The organism is Trinickia dinghuensis, from assembly GCF_003367175.1.
Classification (GTDB): domain Bacteria; phylum Pseudomonadota; class Gammaproteobacteria; order Burkholderiales; family Burkholderiaceae; genus Trinickia; species Trinickia dinghuensis.
Map to the genome: position 1 here is coordinate 220376 of NZ_QRGA01000004.1, position 26130 is coordinate 246505.

Genomic DNA, 26130 nt, shown 5'->3' on the forward strand with positions numbered 1-26130 from the left:
GCTTACACGCATTCCTTCGTGCATTTTTCTACGTCAAGAGCGCCGACTGGCCGGGAAATAAGCCGCATCCGTTGAAGGCGCGAACCGCCATCGAACTTGCACGAACGCCCACCTATTACGTCATGGATCTCGGCAAGACGATGCCCCAGACCGTCGCTCCATTCCAACCTTCCGCGGCCGACATCGGGGCCTGCAAATGGCTCACCGAGCCGGAACTCGGGGTGTACACGGAGAGAGTATGGCCGCACGGGGTTTCAAGGCGCTCTGCAGGCTTATCGCGTCTTTTCGGACCCTGACCTAAACGCTGAGTTGCGCCTGTTTTCGGGCAAGACGATCGATGTCCCGTCGCACTTCATTGGCGGGACGAGCGATTGAGGCACCTATTCGGCGCCGGGCGCGCTCGATCTCATGAGGACAAAGGCTGCGACGAGAATGGGCGGCATCGAGCTGATCGACGGTGCCGGTCACTGGATCCAACAGGAGCAGCCGGCTCGGCTCGGCGAGCGCCTGCTCGCCTTCATCAAGGAGGTGGGTGGGGCGGATCACACCAGCGGTTAGGCGGGCAGTGCCTATCGTCGCTCGTCAGTCGATCGTCGGAAGGACGAACCGTTCATTGAACGTAAGATTGACCCCCACGAGCGGCCCGCCAAGTTGCTGGAGTCGGCCGCCCTCTGCGAGGAAACCTAGATCGAGGGGGTAGAAACCGATCTCCTCGATAAGATCGCTCACCGTCTTTTTGGCACTCGCGTCGTCCCCGGACACGAAGAACGTGGTCTTGCGCTTCGACGGCGAGACATCCGAGATCCAGGACATCGGAACGGTGTTGAACGCCTTGACGACCTTCGCTCCCGGCGCGAGATCGGCGACGATCTCGCTCGAGGTCCGACCGGTTATATCGCCTAATGCCAAAGGCTCCGCGCTGGCAACGCGGTTGGTCGTATCCACCAGGATCCGGCCCGACCAGTCGCCGACCGAAAACAACGCCGCCTGCACGTTCCACCATTTGACTGCAAGTACGACGAGGTCCTGCTCAGCAGCCTCTTTCACCGTTCCCGCGGCAGCGCCGGAACCCAACTCCGCCACAAGGGCGGCGAGCGACTCAGGCCCGCGCGAATTGCTGAGTACAACCTGATGACCGTGCGCCAAGACGTGTTTGGCGATGGTTTGGGCGACAGGCCCGGCGCCGATAAAGCCGATTTTCATTTCGAGCTTCCTTGCTGACATGGGGTTGATCATGGATGGCGTGCCGGCGCGATCCCGTGACCGCGCTCAACGTACAAAGCATGCTAGTCATGTCACTTGCAAAAAGCAAGTAAACTGCGCAAACTTACTTGCGATACGCAAGCGATGTTAAGATCTAGGCATGAAGACGACGGGTAAAGAAGACGTTCGGTCCCATTGCGCGGTGAACTACGGCGTGGAAATCTTCGGCGATCGGTGGTCGCTGCTGATCATTCGCGACATCGTTTTCGTCGGCAAGAAGACGTATGGCGAGTTCCTGAGATCGGAAGAGGGAATCGCGACCAATGTCCTTGCTTCCCGCCTTGCCTTTCTTGAGGGGCAAGGCATTCTCTCGAGGGGGCCCAGCCCCGACGACAAGCGCAAGGACTTCTACACGCTGACCGAGAAGGGCTTGGACCTCATTCCCATCGTGCTTAACGTAGTCCTTTGGAGCGCGAAGCACGATTCGAAGTCGTACGTGCTGCGCAGTAAGGCGTTCCTTGCTCGATTAAGCGGAAGCCCCATGGAGGTGAGCGAAGAGGTGAAGGCGCTGGTCCGCGATGGCGGATGTATCTTTCCTGAGAGCAAGGAATGAGCAAGACGGCGAGCGCGCCCTGTCGCGTCGCACGAACGATCGCGTAGGCGCTTTGCGTTTCGACAGTCGTGCGGGCTCGGGCAAATGATGACGGCAGTGAGGCAACGCTTACGCTCCGTGCGCAAGCGGAACCGTTCAATACACTGAGGCCATGCCGGGTGGTCGGTGCTTGAAGCGTCGGTGCACCCAGTAGTACTGCTCGGGAAATTTAACGACCTGTTCCTCGAGGAACGCATTCATGCGGCGCGCGTCGGCCACTTCGTTCCCCGACGGGAAGTCCGCGAGCGGCTCGAAAATCGTCAACTTATACCCTTGATAATTTGGGAGTACCTCAGTCACGAACGGAACGACCCGTGCGCGGCCCAGCCTCGCGAGACGCGAAACGACCGTGAGTGTGCAGGCGGGAACGCCGAAGAAAGGGACAAAAACCGAGTTGTCTACGCCCTGGTCCATATCCGCCGCCAGCATGACGGGTTTGCCGGACCGCAACAATTCCACGATCTTTCTGGCACTGGTTGCGCGCTCGATCATCTCCGCGCCGAATCGGCCGCGTTGCCGCTTGGCCAGATCGCATAGCGCTGTGCTTGACATACGCGTGTACAGCGAGGCAACGGGCAGGTGCGTCGAGTAGAGCATGCAGCCGACCTCAATGCCCACAAAGTGAAAACCCATGAAGATGGTGGGCGGGGCGGAGGCGTCGTCGAGATCAATTTTGCTTTCGATCTGGACGATATCCCGGATCGCCTGCGCACTGCCAAACCACTGGATGCCTCGCTCCAGATAGCTGCGAATAACATGGCGGAAGTGAGCTATCGCGAGTTTCTGAAGTTCGCGGCTGTTTTTTTCCGGGAAGCAAAGGCGCAGGTTCACCTGGACGATATGCTTGCGGCGGCTCGGAAGCGCATACAACACAGTGCCGATAACCATCCCGAGTCTTGCGACGAATTTGTAAGGAAGAACGGAAAGTGTTCGTAGCAATGCCACGATGAGCGCATGGCTGAGGCGTTTCAAAGATTGCGCCCTATGGGTGGTTACGTTATTGGGATGATGGGATGACGCTGGGATGACGCGCGAGCATGACATTGTAACAGGCGGCTCAGAGGCGACCTAGCCCCAAAGACTCTAGTCATGGGCCTCGTAGTCGAGCGCTCTTCGGGCACAGAACAACCGACGGTTACAAGATAAGTGTTGACGCTGATCCGTCTTGCGGGTAATGTGCCGGTCGAAGTTCAAGAAGTTCGATTGCTGTTCATCAATTGCTCGCTCCTCAGCGGTATTCGTTGTCCTCTCCCTCCTTGAAGCTTCACGCGCTCTTTTTGCAGGGCAAAACTTCGTTTTTTTTCTCAAGGATTTTTCATGGAAACCGGTACCGTTAAGTGGTTCAACGACAGCAAAGGCTTTGGCTTCATTACCCCGGACAAGGGCGGCGAAGACCTGTTCGCTCACTTTTCCGAGATCAAGGCCGACGGCTTCAAGACGCTGGCTGAAAATCAGAAGGTGAGCTTCGAAACGAAGCAAGGCCCGAAGGGTCTGCAAGCGGCTAACATCAAGCCGCTGTAAAGTTTGAAGGGCCCGGCATCCGATGACGGACGCCGGGTTGCAGCGACACCCTCGCGGAGTCTTGTCTCCCAAAGTTGGCGCGATCGCCTTAGCTGCACCTGCTTGTTCCGCAGCTTATCGAGCGCCATACGCCTCGTTGCACCTCATTCTCTACCCAGGCTTCAACGCCATCTTTCGCCTTTCGACTGCTTCATCAGTCGGCTCGAATGGCTCTGGATCGACGCATCCGTGCACTTTTCGTACGGCACGTGCGCGCTCAAATATCATTAAAATTAAAATGCAAAACAAACAAGTTCAACAATACAACGGCTATGCCGTCCAATCCTCGGCGCATCGTTTGCCCGACGGTAGCTTTTCATCCAACCTGTTGCTCGAACGCATCGATAACGCGCGAGCCGAAGGTCGCTACTGGTTTTATTCACTCGATTACTTCAAGAGTGAAGAGCAGGCCTTGCGGCACTCGAGCCAGTGGGCACGCAACTGGGTCGACACGCGCGGCTAACAGCCCACGGTCCTTCTGGCCCCGCCGAAAGTGGCGGGGAAGACGTGGGCATTAGGTTACAATGCAGGACCAGTTCGTATCGCACAGCACCGAAGTGACGCGTGTCGGTTAGTCGCGAATCCGCCATTGATAGGCCAGTGAAGGCAGTGATAACACTGCTTGCTGGATTGCACGCCCGGAGTCGCATCGGCCCGGTTTTGTGAGCAGCCAGGTCTGACCATTCCCCTCGCGCACCTGATTCACCGCCCGCACAAGTGGCGCGGTGAGAGGGGCGTGCGCGTCTGGTCGTGTTCGCAAGAATCACATTCGCATCGACGACGCTGCGCGCACGCCACATCCACATCACCGCTGATGCCGGATCTCAACCAAGGAAAAAATTGACTACCGTAATTCTGAAACCCGACGAGCCCGTGGAAGTTGCCTTGCGCCGTTTCCGTCGCGCGATCGAGCGCAACGGCTTGATTCCGGAGCTTCGTGCCCGGACGGCCTATGAAAAACCTACCGCAGAACGCAAGCGCAAAAAGGCTGCCGCAGTGGCACGCCTGCGCAAGCAGATCAAACGGTCGATGCCGCCGAAAAAGCGGTATTGACCGAAATTTGCCGGGCAGCCACGCTGAAGCGGCCGTCTGACGCCGGGCGTCCGGCGCCCGGTTGCCGCGAGGCAAAGGGAACGGCGATCGTGGCTGATGCTCAGTGAGCGACAGCCCGATCCCCGAGCCCGCGATATCTTCCCTGAGGCGTACAAGAGCCTCACTACAACACCACGATTCACATATTTTTCGGCGGTGAAGCCATACGTTCCGTCTCAGTACGGCCATGGTCCCGCCGAACACTTCGTCCCCGCTGATCGAGCGGAACCGCGAAATCGCTGCGCGCGGACGCATGCCGCGCATGTGGCCCATGTGTATCGGCATGCCCCGGACACGTCATTGCGTTCGTCCAGCATGGGGTCCGATGGCGGCCGCACTGCTGCGAAAAATCGCTTCGCAGCCCAGTAAATCGCTGTAAGAAAAAAAATATTTAGGGCATGCAACACGCAAACGTTTAACTCGTGCGTGCGGCGTTGACGCTCCCTTCGGCCCCATGGCAAAGTCCGCTCGGCCTTACAAACAGTCATATTTTTGCTTTCGAGATGCGGCCGGGTAAACACGCATCGTGACTGGCGCGACGGCTGGCGGCCTGCCGCGGGACTCGGGGCGATTCGATGCCGTTCGCACCCGGTTTCCATTCGGCGGAATCAAACGCGAGCTTAGCGAGCGCGGCTGCTCGTCGCGCTTGTACAAAAAGACACTAGTACTAGTAATTATTCGGGGTATTGATGAACCACGCCTATCGACTGGTTTGGAGCCAGCGGTATCACCGTTGGGTTGCCGTTTCGGAAACTGCACGGGGAAGAACCAAGGGAACGGGGACCAAGCTTGCGGTGGCGGCGTTGGCACTGACCGCGGCCGTGGCGCAAGTGGCGCAGGCCGCGCCGTCCGGTGGCCAGGTGGTGTCGGGCGCGGGCCATATCGGCAGTAGCGGCACGACGACCACGATCGTGCAGTCCAGCCCGACGATGTCGGTGAATTGGAACAGCTTCAACGTGGCGCCGCAAGAAACGGTGAATTTCGTGCAGCCCTCGAAGTCGGCGATCGCTGTGAACCGCATCTTCGATACGAGCGGTTCGCAAATTCTCGGCAAGCTCAATGCCAACGGTCAGGTGTACCTGATCAACCCCAACGGGATCGTGTTCGGCCGCGGCGCGCAGGTCAACGTCGGCGGGTTGGTCGCATCGACGCTCGACGTGAACGACGCGAGCCTGTCCGGCAATGCGCGCACGTTTAGCGGTACCGGCACGGGCACGGTGCTCAATCAAGGCACGATCACCGCCGCGAATGGCGGCTATGTGGCCTTGCTCGGCAATCACGTCGACAACGAAGGCACGATCGTCGCGCAGCGAGGCGCGGTGGCGCTCGGCGCGGGCAGTGCGGTGACGCTCAACTTCAGCGGCGACAGCCTGGTCGGCATGCAGGTCGATCAAAGCACGCTGAACAATCTCGCGCAAAACGGCGCGCTGATCCAAGCAGACGGCGGCACGGTGATGATGTCGGCGGGCGCCAAGGATGCGCTGCTGGCCAGCGTAGTCAATAACACGGGCGTCGTCGAAGCGCGCACGGTGGAAAACCAAGGCGGCACGATTACGCTGTTGGGCGGGATGGCGGACGGTACCGTCAACGTGAGCGGGACGCTCGATGCGAGCGCGCCGAGCGGCGGCAACGGCGGGGCGATCGAGACGAGCGCGGCAAACGTGAAAGTGGCGCCGGGCACGACGGTTACGACGCTGGCGGCAAACGGACAGTCTGGGTCTTGGCTGATCGATCCGACCGACTTCACGGTGGCCGCCAGCGGCGGCGACATGACGGGCGCGACGCTGAGCGCGGCGTTGAATCAAGGTAGTGTGACGCTGCAAAGCACAACCGGCACATCGGGCAGCAGCGGCAACGTCAACATCAACGACACGGTAACTTGGGGCAGCAATACCACGCTGACGTTGAGCGCGCAGAACAACATCAACATCAATCAAAGCATCACGGCGAACGGTATATTCGGCGCTCTGTCGCTGTTGTACGGCCAGCAGGCCACTTTCACGGGGAATACCGCGACGTACAACGTGAACGCGCCGATCAACCTGCAGGCCGGCAACAACTTCAGCACGACACTCGGCACACTCGGCAACGGTGGCGTGACGACGCTATTCACCGTGATCACAAGGCTGGGTAGCGCGGGCAGCACCACCGGTACGGACCTGCAAGGCATGGGTGGCGTCAACTATGCATTGGGCAGCAATATCGATGCGACTGCTACCTCCGGCTGGAGCAGCGGCGCCGGATTTGCCCCGATCAGCGGATTCAACAACGTGTTCGATGGGCTCGGGCATACGATCAGCAATCTGACGATCAGCAAGAGCACCTCGCTAGACGTCGGATTGTTCGCCACAACCACCGCGACGGCCGTGATAAGGGACGTGGGCATCGTTGGCGGAACCGTTACGGGGTATGAGAACGTCGGCGCTCTGATCGGCGACAACCTGGGGGCGGTTAGCAACAGCTATTCAACGGCTAGCGTGACAGGCACGCAAAACGTAGGTGGCCTGGTAGGGAATTCGACTACGCCGGGATCCATCGCCAATAGTTACTCCACCGGCGCAGTGACCGGCACCACCGTCTTCGGAGGCTTGGCGGGGTGGAACTCCGGCTCGATCACATTGAGCTACAGCACGTCCAACGTGACGCAATCATCCACAGGTAGCACTCGCACTGACGCGGGAGGATTGGTTGGCACGGATGCACACTCGGGCTCCATCAGTCAATCCTATGCCACGGGCAACGTCAATGCCGCCAGCACGAACGTCGTCGGGGGCTTGGTTGGGTTGGCTCAAGGCCAAATCACGAATGCCTACGCGACCGGCAGTGTTACCGGTGACACTAATGTGGGAGGGCTAATTGGCACGGCCCTCGGTGGCACGACTGCGGATGTTTACGCGAGTGGAGCGTTGTCCGCGACGGGTACCCCAGGGGGGCTCATAGGAAGCGGAAGTGCGCCTCTCACCAGCGGCTACTGGAATACTACGACGTCCGGTCAGTTAACCGCGACTTGGGGAACTGGGCTGACCACCGCCCAGATGGGAAACGCGAGCAAGTTCACGGGTTGGGATTTCACCAACACCTGGACGATGGGCACCAATGGCGCTTCCGCTCCGATCCTGACCGCACTCGTGCAGCCCGTGACGGTGACCGCCACCAGCGGGAGCAAGACCTATGACGGCACGAGCTTTTCGGGTGGCTTTGGCTATTCAGCTACCGGCCCCGGTGTCATTTCCGGCGCAACGGCGACGTACGGCGGGAGTGCGCAAGGTGCGGTCAACGTAGGAGCCTCCCCTTACGCCCTCACGGTGAGCGGCGTGACCATTACCTTTACCACCACGAACCCCGAAGCGATGGTGGTGTATGCGCCCGGTACGCTGACCGTGATGCCGGCGACGCTGACGATAACGGGTACCACGAGCGCGAACAACAAGACATACGACGGCACGACGTCGGCTACGCTAGCGGGGGGGGCGCTCTCCGGCTTGATCGGCAACGATGTCAATACCGTTACGTTGAACCAGTTGGGCACGTTCGCTTCGAAGGATGTCGGCACGGGCATTGCGGTTACGGCTGCGGACACGCTGAGCGGCACGAATGCCAACGATTATGTGATCACGCAACCGATCGGACTCACGGCGAACATCACGCCCGCGACGCTGACGGTGACGGGTGCGAGCGCGAACAACAAGACATACGACGGCACGACGTCGGCTACGCTAGCGGGGGGGGCGCTCTCCGGCCTGATCGGCAACGATGTCAATACGGTCACGCTGAACCAATCGGGCACGTTCGCTGCCAAGGATGTCGGCACGGGCGTTGCCGTGACGGCCGCGGATACGCTGAGCGGCACGGATGCCAACGATTACGTGATCACGCAACCGACCGGACTCACGGCGAACATCACGCCGGCGACGTTGACGTTGACGGGCACGACGAGCGCGAACAACAAGGTGTACGACGGTACGACGACGGCGACGCTCACGGGCGCCACGCTGTCAGGTTTGATCGGCAATGATGCCAATACGGTCACGCTGAACCAGTCGGGCACGTTCGCCTCGAAGGACGTCGGCACGGGCATTGCCGTGACGGCGGCGGATACGCTGAGCGGCACGAACGCGGGTGATTACGTGATCGCCCAGCAGCCCGCGAATCTGACCGCGAACATCACACCGGCGACGCTGACGGTGACGGGCACAAGCGCGAACAACAAGGTGTACGACTCGACGACGACGGCGACGCTTACGGGTGGCTCGCTGTCCGGCCTGATCGGTCCCGACGCAGCGACCGTCTCGCTGATCCAGTCGGGCACGTTCGCCTCGAAGGATGTCGGCACCGGCATTGCCGTGACGGCCACGGATATTCTGGCCGGCACGGATGCTAGCAACTACGTGATCGCGCAACCCACGGGTCTTATCGCGAACATCACGCCGGCGGCGGTGACGGTGAGCGGCACGAGCGTGAGCAACAAGGTGTACGACGGCACGACAACGGCCACGCTCACCGGCAGCGGGCTGATCGGGCTGATCGGCAACGACCTATTGGGTATCACGTTGAGCCAGTCCGGCACGTTCGCCTCGAAGAATGTCGGCACCGGCGTTGCCGTTGCCGCCACGTTTTCGCTGAGCGGTACGAACGCCAGCGACTATGCGATCACCCAGCAGCTCACGGGTCTCACGGCGAACATCACGCCGGCGACGCTGACGTTGACGGGTACCACGAGCGCGAACAACAAGGTGTATGACGGCACGGCAACGGCCACGCTTGCAGGCGGTATGCTGTCGGGCCTGATCGGCAACGATGCCAATACTGTTACGCTGAACCAGTCGGGCACGTTCGCCTCGAAGAACGTGGGCTCCGGCATTGCCGTTGCCGCCACGGATACGCTGAGCGGCACAAACGCGGGCGACTACGTAATCGCACAGCAACCCGCGAATTTGACCGCGAACATCACGCCGGCGACGTTGACGGTGGCGGGCACAAGCGCGAGCAACAAGGTGTACGACGGCGCGACGACGGCCACGCTTACGGGTGGCACGCTGTCGGGTTTGATAGGTGCTGATGCAACGACGGTCACGTTGAACCAGTCGGGTACGTTTGCCTCGAAGAACGTCGGTACGGGCATTGCCGTTGCCGCAGCAGATACGCTTAGCGGAACGGATGCGGGCGACTACGTGATCGGTCAACAACCGACGAATCTCGCCGCGAACATCACGCCGGCGACGTTGACGGTGACGGGCTCGAGCGCGAGCAGCAAGGTGTACGACGGCACGACGACCGCGACGCTCGCGGGTGGCACGCTGTCAGGTTTGATCGGCAACGATGCAAATACCGTCACGCTGAGCCAGTCGGGCACGTTCGCTTCCAAGAACGTCGGCACTGGCATTGCAGTTGCCGCCACGGATACGCTGAGCGGCACGAACGCGGGCGACTATGTGATCGCCCAGCAGCCCGCGAATCTCGCCGCGAACATCACGCCCGCAACGTTGACAGTCACGGGCGCGAGCGCGAACAACAAGGTGTACGACGGCACGACGGCCGCGACGTTCACGGGCGGCACGCTCTCTGGTTTGATCGGCAACGATGCCAATACGGTGACGCTGAACCAGTCGGGCACGTTCGCCTCGAAGAGCGTCGGTAGCGGCATTGCCGTCACCGCCACGGATACGCTTAGCGGCACGGATGCCAACGACTACCTGATCGCGCTGCCCACTCTCTCGGCGAATATCACGCCTGCGACGTTGACCTACACGGCGACGCCGACATCGAGCGTGGCGGGCAAGTCGTTGCCGAATTCGACGGGGACGGTCACGGGTTTCGCGGCCGGCGACACGCAGGCCAATGCGACCACGGGCGCGCTCGCGTGGACCGCCAACGCAACTACATCGTCCGCGCCCGGTAGCTATGCGATCGACGGTGGCGGACTCACGGCATCGAACTATGTCTTCACGCAGGCGGCCGGCAACGCAACGGCGCTGACGATCACCGCAGCGGCGACGGGCACGTCCAGCACGTCCAGCACGTCCAGCACGTCTGGTTCGTCCCAGTCGGCCTCCTCCGGGAACGCGACGACGACGGCCCAGAAGTTTTCCTCCCAAACCACGCTTCCGAACGCGGGCCAACTGACCCAGGCGACGTTCGCGAGCACCGGCAGCGGTGGGTCATCGTTAAGCACCGAGCCATCGTTCAGCAGCGGCTCATCGGCCAGCGCCGGCTCATCGGTCAGTGTCGGACCATCGCTCAACGCTTCGTCGACGATCTCCGAGATATCGGCGCCGGTCCAGTTGAGCGAAACGCCGAGCCCGGCCTCGTCGAGCGGTGGGGCGGGCGCTGCCTCGCTCTCGACCCCCACGCCGACCGTCACGATGAGCGTGGGCGGTAAGGGCACGCTGCAAATCGAGCGTCTGGGCGTGACGTTGCCCGCTGACGCGCTGCTTGGCCAGAACTGATCCGTATCCATCACATCCATGACACGTTCCACTCGCGGCCGCCTTGCGCGGCGGCCGCTTTTCGCCGCCCTTGTGGGCGCGCTGTCCCCCGTTGCCGCTCATGCCGCCGGTCCTGTGATCCCGAATGCGGGCACGATGCTTCAGCAGAGCCAACCGGCCGTATCGCCAGGCCCGAGCGCGAACCGCCCGGGCCTGAGCATCGAGCAGCCTGCCGGCAGCACGTTGCCGAGCAGCATGCCCTTCGAGGTCGAGCACATCCAGATCACGGGCAACAGCAAGATCGACACGGCTACGCTGCATGCGCTGGTCGCCTCATCCGAAGGCAAGCAACTGACGCTGCCTGAACTCGGAGCGCTGGCGCTGAGGATCACCGATTACTACCACGCGCACGGCTATCCGCTCGCGCGGGCCATCGTGCCGGCGCAGACGCTGACCGGTGGCGTAGTGCGAATCGAGGTCATCGAAGCGCGCTACGGCAAGATCGAACTGGACAATCACAGCCGTGTCGGCGACGCGCTGCTGCAGGCCACGCTGGGTGGCTTGCAAAGCGGGGCGGTCGTGACGCAGGCGCAGATGGATCGCGCGCTGCTGCTGCTTTCCGACATTCCGGGCCTGGCGGTGAACGCGACGCTGAAACCGGGAGCGGCGGTGGGCACGTCGGACCTGGACGTGGCCACGTCCTCGGCTTCGATGGTCACGGGCAGCGTGACGGCGGACGACTACAACAACGCGTACAGCGGCCGCCCGCGGTTGGCGGCCACGGTCAGCGTGCTCAATCCGCTGCATCACGGCGACGAGCTGAGCGTGAGCGGGCTGACGAGCGGGGCGGACATGAACTATGGCCGCGTCGGGTACGACACGCTGCTGAACGGGGAGGGCACGCGGCTGGGCGCGTCGTTCTCGGCGCTGGACTACCGGCTGGGGGGATCGCTGTCGCCGCTCAATGCACACGGCACGGCGCAGGTGACGAGCGCGGATGTGAGGCAGCCGCTGATTCGAAGCCGCAATCTGAACGTCTATGCCGGGCTCGAGTATGACCACCTGTCGCTGGACGACGAGATCGGTGCGAACGGTACCGCCACCAGACGGCATCTGGACAACGTGACGACGACGCTATCGGGCGACGTGCGTGACGCTGTGCTGGCGGGGGCGGTGAGCGTGTGGAGCTTGAGCTGGACGTACGGGCACGTGAGCTTCGACAACGCGGCAGCGCAGGCCGTCGATGCGTCGGGCGCGAGCACGCAGGGGGGCTTCTCGAAGTGGAGCCTGAGCGCGACGCGGCTGCAGGATCTGGGCGGGGGCAATGCGCTGTACCTGTCGATCTCGGGGCAATTGGCGTCGGGCAACCTGGACTCGTCGCAACAGTTGGTGGTGGGCGGGCCGGGCTCGGTGCGGGCCTATGACGTGAACGCGGTGTCAGGCGACGACGGCGGTGTCGTCACGCTGGAGTTGCGTCACACGATGCCGCAGGCGTGGTACGGGCAGTGGCAGGCGATCGCGTTTGTGGACGCGGCGCACGTGAGCATCAACCGCAACGGGTTCGAGGCGGGCTCGAACAGCGCGAACCTGGGCGGCGCCGGGGTGGGGGTGAACTGGGCGGGCCCGCATGGCACGAGCGTGAGTGCATCGGTGGCGACGCCGGTGGGCGCTCGGCCGGTGCAGGCGGGCAGCACGTCGTCGGTGCGCGGGTGGGTGCAGTTGAGCAAGGCGTTCTAAGCGGTGGCGACGTGATCGCGCACAAGCGTCGTCTAGATGAGGCTCTAACCGTTTGGTTGACGATCGGCTAGGAGTCAATCGGATATAGCTGATTGATTTTGGGGGCGCCTTGCGGCGCCCCTTTTCTTCGAGCGCTCACAGGTGGTTGGCCGGTTGGAAAAACCGTTTGGCAGGAGCATAATCGAATTTGAGCAATTGACCTCGATTCTAATCGTTTTTGAGCGAGCGTAAGTCGTCTTGCGGGAGACAGTAGGCTATGAGCGACCTGCCGATCGACCCGATTGGTGGCGCGTGGTTGGCGCGTGGTTGGCGCGTGCCTATGACGTGTTGCCCATGTTTCGGATGCCCGTGCTTAGCCAAGTGGGCGGGCGGCGATCCACGGAGGTGAAAGAAGGGTTCCGGCTGGAGACGTATCTGGAGATTATGCGACCGGCGGACTTGCCGGCAGCCCATCTGCAGTTCCATCTACGCCATGAGGTTCCGCATCTCGAGTTTCTGGCCCGGCTGTTCCAGCGCACCGGGCCTGATTTCATCCAGGAATGGGTAGCCGCGGAGCCTACCGGGCAGTATGCGCGTCGCGCTGCCTTCCTCTATGAATGGCTGACTGCACGGGAATTGGCCCCGCCCGAGAACTTGGGGGGCAACTACGTCGATGCGATCGACTTGACCAAGCTAGTGGCGGCCTCGCCTGACCGAGCGGTCAAAGTACGGCGCTGGCGGGTGAACGACAACCTGCCTGGAACTCGCCACTTTTGCCCGATCGTGGCCAAGACAAACGCCGTGCAGGATGCATCCGCTTTGAATGTTCCTGATCTATTCGCCGGGCTCGCGGGCGAGTTCGGCGAGGATCTGCTGATCCGGGCTGCCGTCTGGATGACCCTGCGGGAAAGCAGGGCAAGCTTTGCCATTGAGGGGGAGGCAGATCGGGGCGACCGCGTTCAGCGGTTTGCGGATGTGATGGCGCGGCGTACCGGGCACGGGGAACTGCCCTTGAGCGATGCGGCACTAGCCGAACTTCAGCGGGACATACTCGGTGACCGGACGACGATCACGCACTTCGGCCTGCGGCAATCTCCTGTTTTCGTCGGAGAAACCGTCCGCTACCAGGAAGTCGTGCACTATGTGGCGCCTCCAGCCGAGGATGTGGCCGCGATGCTGGACGGGCTGCGTGCATTCCTCGAGAGAACTCAGGGCCAGTCGTCCGTGATGCGCAGTGCGGTCGCGGCGTTCGGCTTGGTTTATATCCATCCACTGGCGGACGGTAACGGCCGCGTGCACCGCTTCTTGATCAACGACGTGTTGCGGCGTGACGGAGCGGTGCCCGACCCGGTGATCCTGCCGGTGTCTGCGGTCATTACCGACAATGCGGTCGAGCGTCGTGGTTATGACCAGGTGCTCGATTCGGTGTCACAGCCTTTGATGCAAGCCGTACGGAAGCACGTCTCCTTCGAGCCGGTGCAGACAACGTGGCCGGACGGCGTGGTGTCGAATTTTGCGTTTGGTGGGGCGGAGCAAGCCAGACCGCTGTGGCGCTATCCGGATCTGGCGCCTCATGTTGTGTTCCTCGCGAACATTGTGGCTCGGACATTGACCGAACAGATGCGGGAAGAGTCGCGCTATCTTCGCCGCCATGGCCGTGCGCGTGCCGCGTTGAAAGAGGTCGTCGAGATGCCGGATCATCAAGCCGACCGTGTGCTTCGTTCGATCGAACAGCACCGCGGAGAACTCAGCAATGTATTGGCGAAGGAAATTCCAATACTGCGTCGACCGGGTATATGGGATGAAATTGTCGAGGCCGTGTCGCAGGCTTTTCAGGGAATTGGGTAGCGCGGTAAATGGTTGACGATCGGCTAGGCGTGAGTTGGACGTGGCTGATTGATATGGGGCACCTTGGGGTGCCCCCTCGATTCACGGCTGCCCGTTAGTCGCTTGCTTCCGAAATGCCGCTTCTCCGGCATCCGACACTTCCACCCATTTCTTGTCCGGCGGCGCGTCCGCGACATAGCTGTCGTGCCAGTTCCACCACTTGTAGGTTGGCGTCTGAGGATAGCCCTCGGGCGAGTCTTCCCAGACTTCTTGCCGGCCTAGCGGCGTGATGTCGAGGTAGTTCCAGGTGCCGCCCATCTGCTCGTCGCCGCGATTGTTGATGAAGTAGGTGCGGAATACCCGATCGCCGTCACGGTAGAACACGTTCGTGCCGTGCCATTCGCCCACGCCGAAGTCGGCGTCGAAGTTGTCCGTGAGTGTGAACCACGGTATATCCCAGCCCATCCGCGCCTTCAGTCTCGCAATGTCCGCCTGCGGCGCACGCGAGACGAAGACAAGCGTGGTGTCGCGAGCGTTAAGATGGGCGACGTGGGCGACCTGATCGGCCACCATCGAGCAGCCTCGGCAGCCATGATCGGGCCAGCCGAATACGCCCGGCTCGTAGAAGGCACGGTAGACGATGAGTTGACGCCGTCCTTCGAACAGATCCAGCAGACTCGTCTTGCCTGACGGTCCTTCAAAGACATAAGCGCTTTCCACAGCCATCCACGGCATCCGGCGACGCTCCGCTGCGAGGGCGTCACGGGCACGCGTCTGAGCCTTTTCCTTGACGAGCAACTGCTGACGCGCAGTCTCCCATGCCTGCGGCGATACAACCGGTGGCGTGCGCATGGTGGGCTGCTGTCCGTCTTTCCTTTCGTTTCCGCTTGAAGTAGTCATGGCTTTTTCAACCTCCTGATTCGGGGACGTTTTCGCGCTTTGCAGCTAAGGTGACATTCCATTTGCCGCGCGTCGCTGGGTGTTGGCCGTGAAAATAGTTTGGACCGTTCAGGCGAAGGTTGGGAGTAACAAATGTGGCGGTATTTCGATCGAATCGCCGATTACCGTCGGTCAGGCCGAGCGCATGAACGCGCGTTCGAGGGAGTTGAAGTCGACCGGCCGAAAGGCGACATCACGACCCGCTTCCTGCTTTGCGCGCCCGATTCGGCAAAATCGGACTCGGCCACAGGCAATTAGCGCCATAAGATCGCGCCAGCCCCAACAGCAAGAAAGCATTGCAATCGATAATCCGATCGAATATCGATTCTCTGGCGTCGAACGACTGCTTTGAGTAATCTGGATATCTTTGCCGGCCAGCAGCATAGCGGTGTTATCTCAAGCTCTTAATTCAAATCGCAAAAGGAGATGATTTTGAAGAAATCCCTTCTCGCAGCATCTCTGCTGACGGCTATGGCTCTCGCGGCATGCAGCAAGAGCAGTGACGAATCTTCCGCCCCTGCTGCGTCGGATGCGGCCGCGGCGTCGAGCGAAGCGCCGGCTGCCCCTGCCGTATCGAGTCCCGCCGCCGATACCGCATCCGCTCCAGCCGCCGCGGCTTCTGCTCCTGTGGCGGGTGTTTCGGACGCAGGCACCGCGCCACTCGCTCCACCACGAGCCGGAGGACACGCAAATATTCCGGAGGGTGCAAGCCAGTGAAGGTAAAGGTGCGGGCGGCCAGCGATCGTGATGGCGGGTCGCCTCCGGTAGCGTTGCTTGGATGCCCTAGCGCCACCCGCGCTAAAGCTCCACCCGCGCCCCCACCTCGATCACCCGATTCGCCGGCAGTTTGAAGAATGCGGCGATGTTGCCGACGTTGTGCAGCATTACCGCGAAGAGCCGCTCCCGCCAGAGCGCCATCCCGCGTCCCGACTTCGGCACGACCGCCGCTCGGCTCAGGAACCACGAGGTCTCCGACGGCTCGAACTTGAACCCCGCGACGGTGCTCGCGCCCAGCGTTTGAGGCAAATCGACTTCGTCCTTGAACCCGTAGGTGATCGTAGCCCGGAAACAGCCGGGACATAGCTGCTCCACTCTGAAGCGGCCGCGCTCGGGTACCCGCGGCACATCCTTGGTGACTACGGTGAGGAACACCACGTGTTCATGCAATACGCGGTTGTGGCGCAGGTTGTTGATGAGGGCGTGCGGCACGGCATCCGGCGTCGGCGTCAGGAAAATCGCCGTACCGCCCACACGCACGGGAGATTGCGCAAGAAGCGAAGTCAGGTACGGTTGGAGCGGCGTCGTCCCGGCGCGTTCGCGCGCTTCGGCCAGCATCAGTTCCCAGCCGCGGCCCCAAGTCGCCATGATCGTGAACATGACGACGCCGATCACGAGCGGGAACCAGCCGCCCTCGACGATCTTCAGCAGGTTCGCGGAGAAGAACAGCGCGTCGATGACGAAGAAGAAGGCCGTCGCCAGGATGCACAGCAACCAGTTGTAATGCCACGCGTAGCGAACGACGAAGAACGTCAGGAATGTCGTGATGAGCATCGTGCCGGTGACTGCAATCCCGTATGCGGAGCCGAGCGCGGTAGACGAGCCGAATCCGACTACTGCCGCGACCACGGCGGCGAGCAATATCCAGTTGATGCCCGGCACATAGATTTGGCCGATTTCCTGCTCGGACGTATGAACGATGTTGATCCGCGGCAGGAAAGACAGCTGCATGGCCTGCTTCGTCATCGAGTAGGTGCCGGAAATCACGGCCTGCGATGCGATCACGGTTGCGATCGTGGCAAGCACGATCATCGGGAAGATGGCCCATTGCGGAAAGAGCAGATAGAACGGGTTTTGCAGCGCGCCGGGGTGAGAGAGCAAGAGCGCGCCCTGGCCCAGGTAATTGAGTGCGAGCGCGGGAAACACCAGGCCAAACCACGTGAGGCGAATCGGCCGTTTGCCGAAATGCCCCATGTCTGCATATAGCGCCTCGGCGCCGGTCAGCGACAAGACGACAGCGCCGAGCGCGACGAACGCCAGCCATCGATGGTGGGCGCAAAACTCGAGTCCTCGCAGCGGATTGAGCGCAACGAGGACGATCGGTGTCGCGACGATCTGGACTAGCCCTGCGATGCCGATCACGATGAACCAGAGCACCATCACCGGCCCGAACACCCGGCCGATGCCGCTCGTGCCGTGCTTTTGCATCACGAACAGCGCTATGAGCGCCGCCAGCGTCACCGGGATCACGAACGTCTTCAGCACCGGCGCCGCGACTTCGAGGCCCTCCACGGCGCTCAGCACCGAGATCGCCGGCGTGATCACGCTGTCGCCGAAGAATAGGGCGGCGCCCATCACGCCGACCGCGAGCAGGGTGCGGCGCAAGCGTGGCCGGTCCGCGACCGACGAAGCAGCGAGCGCGAGCAGCGCCATGATCCCGCCTTCGCCATGGTTGTTCGCACGGAGGATCAGCGCCACATATTTGAGCGAGACGACCACCATCAACGACCAGAAGATCAACGAGACGATGCCGACGATGTTGAAGGCGTTCAATGCCAGTCCGTTGTCGGCGCTGAATACGGTGGATAGCGTGTAGAGCGGGCTCGTGCCGATGTCGCCGTAGACGACCCCGAGCGCGGCAAGCGCGAGCGCCCGCAGGTCCGGCTGATGCGGGTCGGGCATGCCGATCCGGTCGGTTTCGGGCACGGCGGATGCGGGATGTCCCATGTTTGTCTCCTGGCTTTGTCGCACTGCAGCGAGACGGCTGACTGCGGGGCGGCCGCTTCTTCTTTACGGAGCGATGTCAAGCCGTTCGTGTACTCGGCGAAGGCGGCTTTTCATGCTGCGGCAAGAAGAAATAGCGGAACTGCTCGCAAAAGCGCCGTTCGCACGGCTCGAGTTCGTCGAGGGCTAACGACGGCATCATTACATATTTGTAGGGGGAGCCGCGAGGGGGAGCCGCGCGGATGCGGTCATCGTCCGAGGGGAAGCCGGCACGTTCTCGGCGGCCACGTGAATCGCGCGTTTTTCTTCCTCGGAACCGATCATGCCCCATAAATGGACGACGCCGTCTTTGACGAGCACACCTTGCTTCGGCAACCCCCAGCTCTTTCCATGCATTGCGAGGATGATCGCCTCACGAAGGCTCGCGTTGTCTTGCGTGGCAGAGTCCACGGGCATCGAGGGTTTCTGCGAACTTCATCTCGATCGCCTATGATCACGGGCGCGCGCGGCGCGGCTGCAACTTTTTTCGTCCCGACGGGTACTCACTGCATGAAGACTGGCGCTTGTTGCGCCTCGTTGTCCGTCGTCGCTCGCATTGCCAGACCAAATTTCGTCGAACCTTTCGAATCTTTCGAGTATTACGCGGTTAGATCGCCGCGGAGCCCATGACAACACCTGCCAACGCCTCATCGCCATCGGCCCCGCGCGGTCGGTCCTTATCCGCCGGCCGTTTCACCGGCGTCGCAATCGTCCTGCATTGGGCCGTCGCAATCGGCATCCTATGCAACGTCGCTCTGGCTTGGTCCGTGGACTACCTGCCCGACGATTGGGTCCGCCCCGTCATCGATACGCACAAGTCGATCGGCATCACCGTGCTTGGACTCGTCCTGTTGCGCATTCTTTGGCGCGTGTCGCATCGGCCGCCGCGCTTGCCCGACACGTTTCCGAGTTGGGAGCGCACCGCCGCGCATATCGCGCATGGGCTGCTTTACGTGCTCATGCTCGGGCTGCCGCTGTCGGGATGGCTTCACGATTCGGCCTGGAAGGATGCCGCCACGCATCCGATGACGCTGTTTCATCTCGTGTCCTGGCCGCGCATCGGTTTCGTGATGCATCTCGCACCGGGTCTGAAAGAGCATCTGCACGATGTGTTCGGTGCCGTGCATGCATGGTTCGGCTATGCGCTGTATCTGCTGCTTGCCCTGCATGTCGGCGGCGCGCTCAAGCACGAGTTCATCGACCGTCAGTCCGTTCTGCGGCGCATGTGGCGATGAGTTCGGTCCCGCGCGGCCAGATGTCCACGAAGTCTGCGAAACGTGACGACGAGCCCGAACGCGGCCATCCGGGCCGCGCTACGCCAAATGCCGGGCTCGCGCTGAACGACGCCTTCGAACGTGCGTCGCCGCGGGTGTCGCCGCGCGGCACTTCGTTCGTTGCCGTGCTGATTCACGCCGGCGTGCTCCTCCTATGGGTCGGGCTGTTCGCGCGCGCGTTTTTTCTGCGCGGGCTCGTTGCATGGTCGGTGGGTATCGCCTACGTCCTTTACGACACGCTGCTGCTGGCTTTCGTAACGTTCAAGACGTTGCCATTGCTGAAGGCGCATCGCGAGCCTGCCTTGCGCGGTGCTATGCCGACGCTCGGTGTCATCGTCGCGGCCTATAACGAAGCCGCGGTCCTGCCGGTCACGCTCGCGGCGCTGCTCGAGCAAGAGGTTGCGCCTCACCGGATCGTCATTGCCGACGACGGCTCGACGGACGGTACGGCCGCGTTATTGAAACGCGAATACGGGCTCGCTCAGCCGCCGGAGGGGCAGGCGAGTGCGTTTAGCCCGCGCTATCCGACCTTGTGCTGGCTGCGCCTGCCTCACGGCGGCAAAGCCCAGGCATTGAATGCCGCGATCGCGCTGCTCGACACCGATGCGGTACTGACCGTCGATGCGGACACGCATCTCGCCCGCGATGCCTGCACGGCGATGTGCGATGCCTTCGCGCGCGAGCCGGAGCTCGTCGCCGCTACGGGGATCATCACGCCCGTGTGCGCGCGGACGATGACGGGTCGCTTCTTCCAGTGGTTCCAGACCTACGAGTACATCCGCAATTTCATTTCGCGCTTCGCGTGGATGCGCACCGACGCGCTGCTGCTCGTATCGGGTGCCTTCGCTTGCTTCCGGCGAGACGCACTCATGAGCGTCGGCGGCTTCGATCCGCAGTGCCTGGTCGAGGACTACGAACTCATTCATCGTTTGCGCCGCTATGCCGTCGAGCACGGCAAGCGCTGGCGCGTTCGCGTGATCGGCACGGCCCACGCCCATACCGACGCGCCCGGAACGCTGCCGAGCTTCCTGCGTCAACGGCGCCGCTGGTTCGCCGGGTTTCTCCAGACGCAATACTGGAACCGCGACATCACGGGCAATCGCCGTTACGGCGCCCTTGGTTTGCTGATGATGCCCGTCAAGGCAATCGACACGGTGCAGCCGATCTACGGGCTGACCGCGTTCGCGCTATTGCTGGCCTTTATCGTCACGGGGCGGTTCTCCGTCGTGCTGCCGATCTCCGGCGTCATCGCGGCGAAGATCGTCGTCGATCTCGCGTTTCATCTATGGTCTGTCTACCTCTATCGGCGCTGGACGAACGATCGTCGCGGGTTGCGTCTGCCGATGGCGATTCTCGCGTCGATTGCCGAGCCCTTCAGCTTCCAATTGCTGCGGCATGCGGGGGCGGCACTCGGCTGGGTGCACCTGCTCTCCGCGCGGCGGCATTGGGGCACGCAGGAGCGCACCGGGATCGTCGATGGGGCGCGGATGGATTAGTGCTTTTTGGCCATTTTTTCGGCCCCCAATTGCGCAACGTTGTGCGACGCGGCATATTCGTCGGCAAGACAATCCGTCAACCGATATCGTGCCGTTCGTTCTGCCATGCGCATCCAGTTCGTCATTGGGAATTTGAGCGACTATCACGTACCGCGCTATCGTGCGCTCGTCGAGTTGGCCGTGAGGCGCGGATTCCAAGTTTCGCTCGTCGAGCTATACGAGGGCACGGGGTTCTACGACTATCCGCAGAGTGCTCGGCGTGCCTTCATGGATGGCGCGCCATCCGAGGCGGTTACCGTTTTCAAGGATGCTGTCGACGGCCGCAAGCACTGGATGCTCGTTTGCTCGCGGCTCGGTGCGATCGTCCGAGCGACGCGCCCGGACTTCGTCATCACGCTTGGGTATCACACGAGCTACTCGATTTACCTGTGCATACTCCGGACGCTGCTTCGGCGGTTCCGGCTAGTCTACATGTCCGATTCCAAGGCCGATGACGGCCGGCGGCACCGAATCAAGGAAGCGCTAAAACGAATCTTCGTATCGCGTTTCGACGGCGCCTTGGTTGCCGGAGAAAAGCACCGGCGGTACGCGAAGTCGCTCGGTATTCCGATGCAGCGCTCGCGCGTCGGCTTCGACGTGATCGATGTCGCGTTTTTTCGCGATGCCGCGAAGCGGGCACGCGCGCATGCGGAGTACTCGCGATACCGTTTCGCTTTGCCGCCGCGATACGTGCTCTGCGTCAGCCGCTTCGTCGAACGCAAAAATGTGCCGCTCGTGATCGAGGCATACGCTCGGGCTGGGCTTGCGGACACGGGTGTATCGCTCATGCTGATCGGAGCGGGCCCGCTCGAACATGCGATACGGGAGAAAATCGACGCGCTCGGCCTTGACGGGCGGGTCCTGATCTTTACGGAAATCGTGAACGCCGACATGCCGGTCTTTTATGCATTGTCGGATTTCGTCGTGCTGGCGAGCGCGTTCGATCAATGGGGTTTGTGCGTCAATGAAGCGATGGCGTCGGGGCGGCCCGCGATCGTATCCGATACTTGCGGCTGCGCGAACGAACTCGTGCTCGATGGAATCAACGGATACGTCGTGCGTCCGGGCGACGTCGATCAACTCGCGCGTAGCATGCGGCGGCTCAACGACGATGACGCTCTTCGCACGAGGTTTGCCGCCAATGCCGAATCGACGATCAGTGGTTGGACGCCCCAGCTTTTCGCCGAGAACGTGCTGGCCCTCGCAACGGCGGTAGGGGCAACGCGATAGAACCGTGTGCGCGGCCGCGCGTCTAGCCGGACTCCTTCGGCAGGTGCCGGCGGGATGTCCGATCGACCATCGAGGCTCTCGTGAGGGCCTTGGCCGAAGCCCGATGATCGGGTGAGGCGAGGGCCTCGCGAGCGCATGGCCTGCGAATCACCCTTAGGCAACAAAGCTTGGGCATTCGATTAGTGGTTATCGGCCAATTTGGAATCCGTTATTGCGCCGCGTCAAGCGAGACGGCATATTCTCGGCGAGTGAGATGTTGGCCGGGTGAAACTTTCGCTCGATTGAATCCGATTTTTGACTCTATCGATTGCATATGCGTATCCAATTCGTAATCGGCAATATGAGCGACTATCATATCCCACGCTATCGCGCGCTCGTTCAGCTCGCGGCTCGGCGCGGATTCAAGATATCGCTCGTCGAGATGTTCGAACACACGAACTTCTACGGTTATCCGCAAAGCAATCGGACGGCGTTCCTCAAGGACGTGCCGTCCGAAATGGTCACCGTCTTCAAGGACACCGCAGAAGGGGGAAAGAACTGGTTTCTCGTGATCGCTCGACTCAGCAAGATCATGCGCGCTACGCGTCCCGATTTCGTGATCACTTACGGCTACCACACGAGCTATTCGATCTACCTGTGCGTGATCAGGACGCTAATGCGCCGCTTCAAGCTGGTGTACATGTCCGACTCGAAAGCCGACGACGGCGAGCGGCATCGGCTCAAGGAAGCGATGAAGCGGGTCATCGTCTCCAGGTTCGACGGTGCGCTCGTTGCGGGAGAGAAGCATCGCAGGTACGCGAAGTCGCTCGGCATTCCCATGCACCGGTCGCGTATCGGCTTCGATGTGATCGACGTCTCGTACTTTCAAGAAACGGCGAAGCGTGCGTTGGCTCGCGCGGACAAGGAGCGCCGGCGATTCGGATTGCCGCCGCAATACGTGCTTTGCGTGAGCCGCTTCGTCGAACGCAAGAATGTCGCATTGGTTGTGGAGGCCTTTGCGCGCTCGACGCTGCCGGACGAGAACATATTCCTCGTGCTCGTGGGTCAAGGCCCGCTAGAGCAGACGATACGCGAGAAGATCGATTCGCTCGGCCTAAGCGAGCGGGTCCTGATCTTGACGGAAGTCCTGAACACCGACATGCCGGTCCTGTACGCGCTGGCCGATTTCATCGTGCTGGCGAGCGCCTTCGATCAATGGGGCCTATGCGTCAACGAGGCGATGGCCTGCGGGCGGCCTGCGATCGTGTCCGATACCTGCGGCTGTGCGAACGAACTCGTGCACGACGGCGTCAACGGCCTTATCGTGCGCCCCGGCGACGTCGCTCAATTGACCGAGAAAATGAAGCAGCTCGGCACGGACCGTCCCTTGCGCGAGCGGCTCGCCCGCGGCGCGGAAGCGACGATCGGGAATTGGACGCCGGAGTTTTTTGCCGAGAGTGTGCTCGCGCTTGCGAACGATGTCGGGAGCGCGGGATGAAACCGCGCGCGCTCGTTATCGAGCCGGACTTTTCGGGCCACCGCTGGCGCTATGTCCAATGGGCGGTCGAAGCGCTCGTCGAAGCCGGATACGAGTGCATCATATCGACCGACTCGAACAGCCGGGCGCATCCGCTGCTCGAAAGCTATGAAGCGGGCCCTTCGCCCGTCGATGTCGTGTACTACGACAAGAGCGGGCTGCGTGCATCCGCGTTCCTCTCCGCGCTAGCTTGCGTAAAAGCGGACTTCGCGTTTTACGCGGCGTTCGAGTGGATGTATCGTGAGACGACACGGTCCCGGCAGGTGGATCTCGTTGTCGTTCCGTTCGGCGACTACATCCTGAATGCCATCGGATTTCTCGGGTCGCCGTTTGGCGCGTCGCGATGGATGTGCATCGTCATGCGTCAAACGTTCCACCATCGCGATATGGGCGTCAATGTCCCGCCACGTCCATTCGTGGATTACGTCAAGAAGCAGCTCTTCTTCCTGGCGCTGCGTCGGGGCAATCTCTCGACGGTATTGACGATCGATCCGACGCTTGCCGCCTGGTGTGAGAACTTGCGCGTGACGGGGCGTCAGCCCACCGTTCGGTATCTCGCCGATCCATTCCCGGAGATGGGCCGAGTCGGAAGCCGCGAGGCGAGGGGGCGACTCGGCCTTCGAGACGAACGGACGATCCTCGTCTACGGCGCCATTACCGATCGCAAAGGGATCAAAGAACTGCTGAGCGCGTGCAAGGTTCGCGAGACGCATCCTCTGGTCGTGATTGCGGGGGAGCAGAGCGACGACGTGCGGGCGTTTTTGTCATCGCTGGATAGCCGCTCGCGCGATGGCGTGGTGGTATTCGATCATTTCATTTCTCCTGAAATGGAAGTCGATCTTTTTTGCGCGTGCGATGCCGTATGGGTGGGCTACAAGGGACACTACGGCATGAGCGGCGTGCTCGTGCAGGCCTATCGGTGCGGCAAAACCGTGCTGGCCTCCGCTTTCGGACTGATCGGATGGTTTGTGAAGCACGATCGCCTAGGCCCCGTACTCGAGGATCTGTCGATCCCGACGATCAACGCGGCCATCGACGAGGTGTTGGCCTGCGCAGGGGAACGCGGGCGGGTGCCGGTAGCCGAATCGGACGGCGGTCAGCTGCTCGCCGCGCATACCGTGAGCAACTTTAAAAACACCCTGCGATCGGCGTTGTAGATCGCAGGATCTAATGAAATGACCACAGCGACATACACGATTTATGGGCTTGCGCATCCTTCATGCAATGTTCACCGTGGATCGCGGCTACGGGGGGCCGATCGAGGTCGTTTTGCAAACTGCGCGAGAACACCGGCGCAGAGGCAATTCGGTGGAAATCGTGTCTCTAGATGGGCCGCGCGACAGTTGCGTCCAGCAATGCGAGCTGACTTGCTATCCGCTGGGGCCAGGCTTCGGCAACTTTAGGTTTTCTCCAAGGCTCGTTCCATGGCTGCGAGCGAACGCCTCGAAGTACGACCTCGTCATCGTCAACGGCATATGGAATTACGCGTCGCTTGGCGTGTGGCGCGCGCTGCGTCGTGCGGCCGTTCCATATTACGTCTTCACGCACGGGATGCTCGATCCGTACTTCAAGACGCGCTACCCGCTCAAGCACATCAAGAAATGCCTCTATTGGCCGTGGGCGCAGTACAGAATACTGCGTGACGCCAACGCCGTTTTTTTCACCTCCGAGGAAGAGCGGATTTTGGCGCGTCAGTCGTTCTGGCCGTACCGCTGCAACGAGCATGTCGTGAACTACGGCACGGCAGGCGCCGGCCGCGATGCGCAATGGCAGCGCGAGCTGTTCCTGACGCGATTTCCTCATTTGAGGGGAAAGCGAAGCCTGCTGTTTCTGGGGCGGCTCCACGAAAAGAAGGGCATCGATCTGACGTTGAGGGCTCTGGCGCAGTGCGTCAAAGACACGCCGCGCGAGAAAATCGCCGATGTACACCTGATCATCGCTGGCCCCAACCAGGGCGACTACGCGAAAGAGACGAAGGCCCTATGCCGCGAGCTGCACTTGACGGACCGGATAACCTGGACGGGAATGCTCGGTAACGATCTCAAGTGGGGCGCATTTCTCGCATCCGATGCCTTCGTGCTCAACTCCCATCAGGAGAACTTCGGCGTATCCGTGGCCGAAGCGTTATCCGCGAGCCTGCCGACGCTCATCACCGACAAGGTCAACATTTGGCGAGAAATCGACCAATGGCACGCCGGCTTCGTGGATAAGGACGACCTGGGCGGTGCGGTGCGGCTGTTGCACCGCTGGCTGGAAACGTCCCAAGAAGAGTGGATCGAGATGCGCGCGCGCGCCAGAGCGTGCTTCCTTTCCCGGTTTCATATTTCACTGTCCACGCAGTCGCTGCTGGACGCCTTGGCCACCTACGGTTCCAAGCGGGCGCGGACGCACGCCTAAGGGC

The 26130-nt window shown here is 61.7% G+C and carries 19 protein-coding genes; 14 read left to right on the forward strand and 5 right to left on the reverse strand.

Features of this window, described 5'->3' with window-relative positions:
- The first annotated feature begins 408 nt into the window (after window positions 1-408).
- Window positions 409-558: an alpha/beta fold hydrolase gene (locus tag DWV00_RS35055; protein ID WP_245964774.1), complete on the forward strand. Its 150-nt coding sequence runs from the start codon at window positions 409-411 to the stop codon at window positions 556-558.
- A gap of 24 nt (window positions 559-582) precedes the next feature.
- On the opposite strand, the gene DWV00_RS08015 is transcribed toward DWV00_RS35055, so the two are convergent.
- Entirely contained in the window at window positions 583-1203 is a 621-nt protein-coding gene (locus DWV00_RS08015; protein ID WP_115533073.1) for an NADPH-dependent F420 reductase, read from the reverse strand.
- A gap of 160 nt (window positions 1204-1363) precedes the next feature.
- Between DWV00_RS08015 and DWV00_RS08020 the strand changes: the two genes are divergently transcribed.
- Entirely contained in the window at window positions 1364-1816 is a 453-nt protein-coding gene (locus tag DWV00_RS08020; RefSeq protein ID WP_115533031.1) for a winged helix-turn-helix transcriptional regulator, read from the forward strand.
- A 135-nt stretch (window positions 1817-1951) separates the two neighbouring features.
- Here the strand turns inward: DWV00_RS08020 and DWV00_RS08025 are convergent, their stop codons facing one another.
- Window positions 1952-2827, reverse strand: a complete 876-nt coding sequence (locus tag DWV00_RS08025; RefSeq protein ID WP_115533032.1) for a lipid A biosynthesis lauroyl acyltransferase — start codon at window positions 2825-2827, stop codon at window positions 1952-1954.
- Window positions 2828-3172: 345 nt separating this feature from the next.
- Between DWV00_RS08025 and DWV00_RS08030 the strand changes: the two genes are divergently transcribed.
- The 6 genes from DWV00_RS08030 (at window position 3173) to DWV00_RS08060 (ending at window position 14496) form a co-directional block, all read left to right on the forward strand.
- A complete protein-coding gene (locus tag DWV00_RS08030; protein ID WP_115533033.1) occupies window positions 3173-3376 on the forward strand; it encodes a cold-shock protein in 204 nt (67 codons plus the stop codon).
- 277 nt (window positions 3377-3653) lie between these two features.
- The gene (locus DWV00_RS08035) at window positions 3654-3878 is read left to right on the forward strand and encodes a hypothetical protein (RefSeq protein WP_115533034.1); all 225 of its coding nucleotides are present in this window, start codon (window positions 3654-3656) and stop codon (window positions 3876-3878) included.
- A 377-nt stretch (window positions 3879-4255) separates the two neighbouring features.
- Entirely contained in the window at window positions 4256-4468 is a 213-nt protein-coding gene (gene rpsU / locus DWV00_RS08040) for a 30S ribosomal protein S21 (RefSeq protein ID WP_115533035.1), read from the forward strand.
- A gap of 728 nt (window positions 4469-5196) precedes the next feature.
- The gene (locus DWV00_RS08050) at window positions 5197-10953 is read left to right on the forward strand and encodes a YDG domain-containing protein (protein WP_115533036.1); all 5757 of its coding nucleotides are present in this window, start codon (window positions 5197-5199) and stop codon (window positions 10951-10953) included.
- 18 nt (window positions 10954-10971) lie between these two features.
- Entirely contained in the window at window positions 10972-12669 is a 1698-nt protein-coding gene (locus DWV00_RS08055) for a ShlB/FhaC/HecB family hemolysin secretion/activation protein (RefSeq protein WP_115533037.1), read from the forward strand.
- 384 nt (window positions 12670-13053) lie between these two features.
- Window positions 13054-14496 carry a Fic family protein gene (locus DWV00_RS08060; protein ID WP_245964775.1) on the forward strand — a complete coding sequence of 481 codons (1443 nt, stop codon included), beginning with the start codon at window positions 13054-13056 and terminating at the stop codon, window positions 14494-14496.
- 81 nt (window positions 14497-14577) lie between these two features.
- On the opposite strand, the gene DWV00_RS08065 is transcribed toward DWV00_RS08060, so the two are convergent.
- The 3 genes from DWV00_RS08065 to DWV00_RS08080 all read right to left on the reverse strand — a co-directional run bounded on the left by DWV00_RS08065 (window position 14578) and on the right by DWV00_RS08080 (window position 18591).
- The gene (locus DWV00_RS08065) at window positions 14578-15375 is read right to left on the reverse strand and encodes a DUF899 domain-containing protein (RefSeq protein WP_181885387.1); all 798 of its coding nucleotides are present in this window, start codon (window positions 15373-15375) and stop codon (window positions 14578-14580) included.
- A gap of 837 nt (window positions 15376-16212) precedes the next feature.
- Window positions 16213-18138: a potassium transporter Kup gene (locus DWV00_RS08075; RefSeq protein ID WP_115533039.1), complete on the reverse strand. Its 1926-nt coding sequence runs from the start codon at window positions 18136-18138 to the stop codon at window positions 16213-16215.
- 198 nt (window positions 18139-18336) lie between these two features.
- Window positions 18337-18591: a BON domain-containing protein gene (locus tag DWV00_RS08080; protein WP_181885388.1), complete on the reverse strand. Its 255-nt coding sequence runs from the start codon at window positions 18589-18591 to the stop codon at window positions 18337-18339.
- Between the two features lie 209 nt (window positions 18592-18800).
- Between DWV00_RS08080 and DWV00_RS08085 the strand changes: the two genes are divergently transcribed.
- From DWV00_RS08085 to DWV00_RS08110, 6 genes are all read left to right on the forward strand, one after another.
- Entirely contained in the window at window positions 18801-19409 is a 609-nt protein-coding gene (locus DWV00_RS08085; protein ID WP_115533040.1) for a cytochrome b, read from the forward strand.
- 20 nt (window positions 19410-19429) lie between these two features.
- A complete protein-coding gene (locus tag DWV00_RS08090; RefSeq protein ID WP_115533076.1) occupies window positions 19430-20944 on the forward strand; it encodes a glycosyltransferase family 2 protein in 1515 nt (504 codons plus the stop codon).
- 105 nt (window positions 20945-21049) lie between these two features.
- Window positions 21050-22213, forward strand: coding sequence for a glycosyltransferase family 4 protein (locus tag DWV00_RS08095; RefSeq protein WP_115533041.1), 1164 nt, complete (start codon window positions 21050-21052; stop codon window positions 22211-22213).
- A gap of 313 nt (window positions 22214-22526) precedes the next feature.
- Window positions 22527-23690: a glycosyltransferase gene (locus DWV00_RS08100; protein WP_115533042.1), complete on the forward strand. Its 1164-nt coding sequence runs from the start codon at window positions 22527-22529 to the stop codon at window positions 23688-23690.
- Window positions 23687-24886, forward strand: coding sequence for a glycosyltransferase (locus DWV00_RS08105; protein ID WP_115533043.1), 1200 nt, complete (start codon window positions 23687-23689; stop codon window positions 24884-24886). Before DWV00_RS08100 ends, DWV00_RS08105 begins: the two co-directional genes overlap by 4 nt.
- A gap of 67 nt (window positions 24887-24953) precedes the next feature.
- Complete coding sequence (locus DWV00_RS08110; RefSeq protein ID WP_245964776.1) at window positions 24954-26126, forward strand: glycosyltransferase; 1173 nt, start codon at window positions 24954-24956, stop codon at window positions 26124-26126.
- Window positions 26127-26130: the final 4 nt, after the last annotated feature.

Bases quoted from the DNA above. Each gene is read 5' to 3' on its own strand.
- DWV00_RS08080 (WP_181885388.1), bottom strand. From the start codon at position 18,591: ATGCCCGTGGACTCTGCCACGCAAGACAACGCGAGCCTTCGTGAGGCG.
- DWV00_RS08110 (WP_245964776.1), top strand. From the start codon at position 24,954: ATGTTCACCGTGGATCGCGGCTACGGGGGGCCGATCGAGGTCGTTTTG.
- DWV00_RS08065 (WP_181885387.1), bottom strand. From the start codon at position 15,375: ATGACTACTTCAAGCGGAAACGAAAGGAAAGACGGACAGCAGCCCACC.
- DWV00_RS08030 (WP_115533033.1), top strand. From the start codon at position 3,173: ATGGAAACCGGTACCGTTAAGTGGTTCAACGACAGCAAAGGCTTTGGC.
- DWV00_RS08055 (WP_115533037.1), top strand. From the start codon at position 10,972: ATGACACGTTCCACTCGCGGCCGCCTTGCGCGGCGGCCGCTTTTCGCC.
- DWV00_RS08095 (WP_115533041.1), top strand. From the start codon at position 21,050: ATGCGCATCCAGTTCGTCATTGGGAATTTGAGCGACTATCACGTACCG.
- DWV00_RS35055 (WP_245964774.1), top strand. From the start codon at position 409: ATGAGGACAAAGGCTGCGACGAGAATGGGCGGCATCGAGCTGATCGAC.
- DWV00_RS08100 (WP_115533042.1), top strand. From the start codon at position 22,527: ATGCGTATCCAATTCGTAATCGGCAATATGAGCGACTATCATATCCCA.
- DWV00_RS08050 (WP_115533036.1), top strand. From the start codon at position 5,197: ATGAACCACGCCTATCGACTGGTTTGGAGCCAGCGGTATCACCGTTGG.
- DWV00_RS08090 (WP_115533076.1), top strand. From the start codon at position 19,430: ATGTCCACGAAGTCTGCGAAACGTGACGACGAGCCCGAACGCGGCCAT.
- DWV00_RS08015 (WP_115533073.1), bottom strand. From the start codon at position 1,203: ATGAAAATCGGCTTTATCGGCGCCGGGCCTGTCGCCCAAACCATCGCC.
- DWV00_RS08020 (WP_115533031.1), top strand. From the start codon at position 1,364: ATGAAGACGACGGGTAAAGAAGACGTTCGGTCCCATTGCGCGGTGAAC.
- DWV00_RS08035 (WP_115533034.1), top strand. From the start codon at position 3,654: ATGCAAAACAAACAAGTTCAACAATACAACGGCTATGCCGTCCAATCC.
- DWV00_RS08075 (WP_115533039.1), bottom strand. From the start codon at position 18,138: ATGGGACATCCCGCATCCGCCGTGCCCGAAACCGACCGGATCGGCATG.
- DWV00_RS08085 (WP_115533040.1), top strand. From the start codon at position 18,801: ATGACAACACCTGCCAACGCCTCATCGCCATCGGCCCCGCGCGGTCGG.
- DWV00_RS08105 (WP_115533043.1), top strand. From the start codon at position 23,687: ATGAAACCGCGCGCGCTCGTTATCGAGCCGGACTTTTCGGGCCACCGC.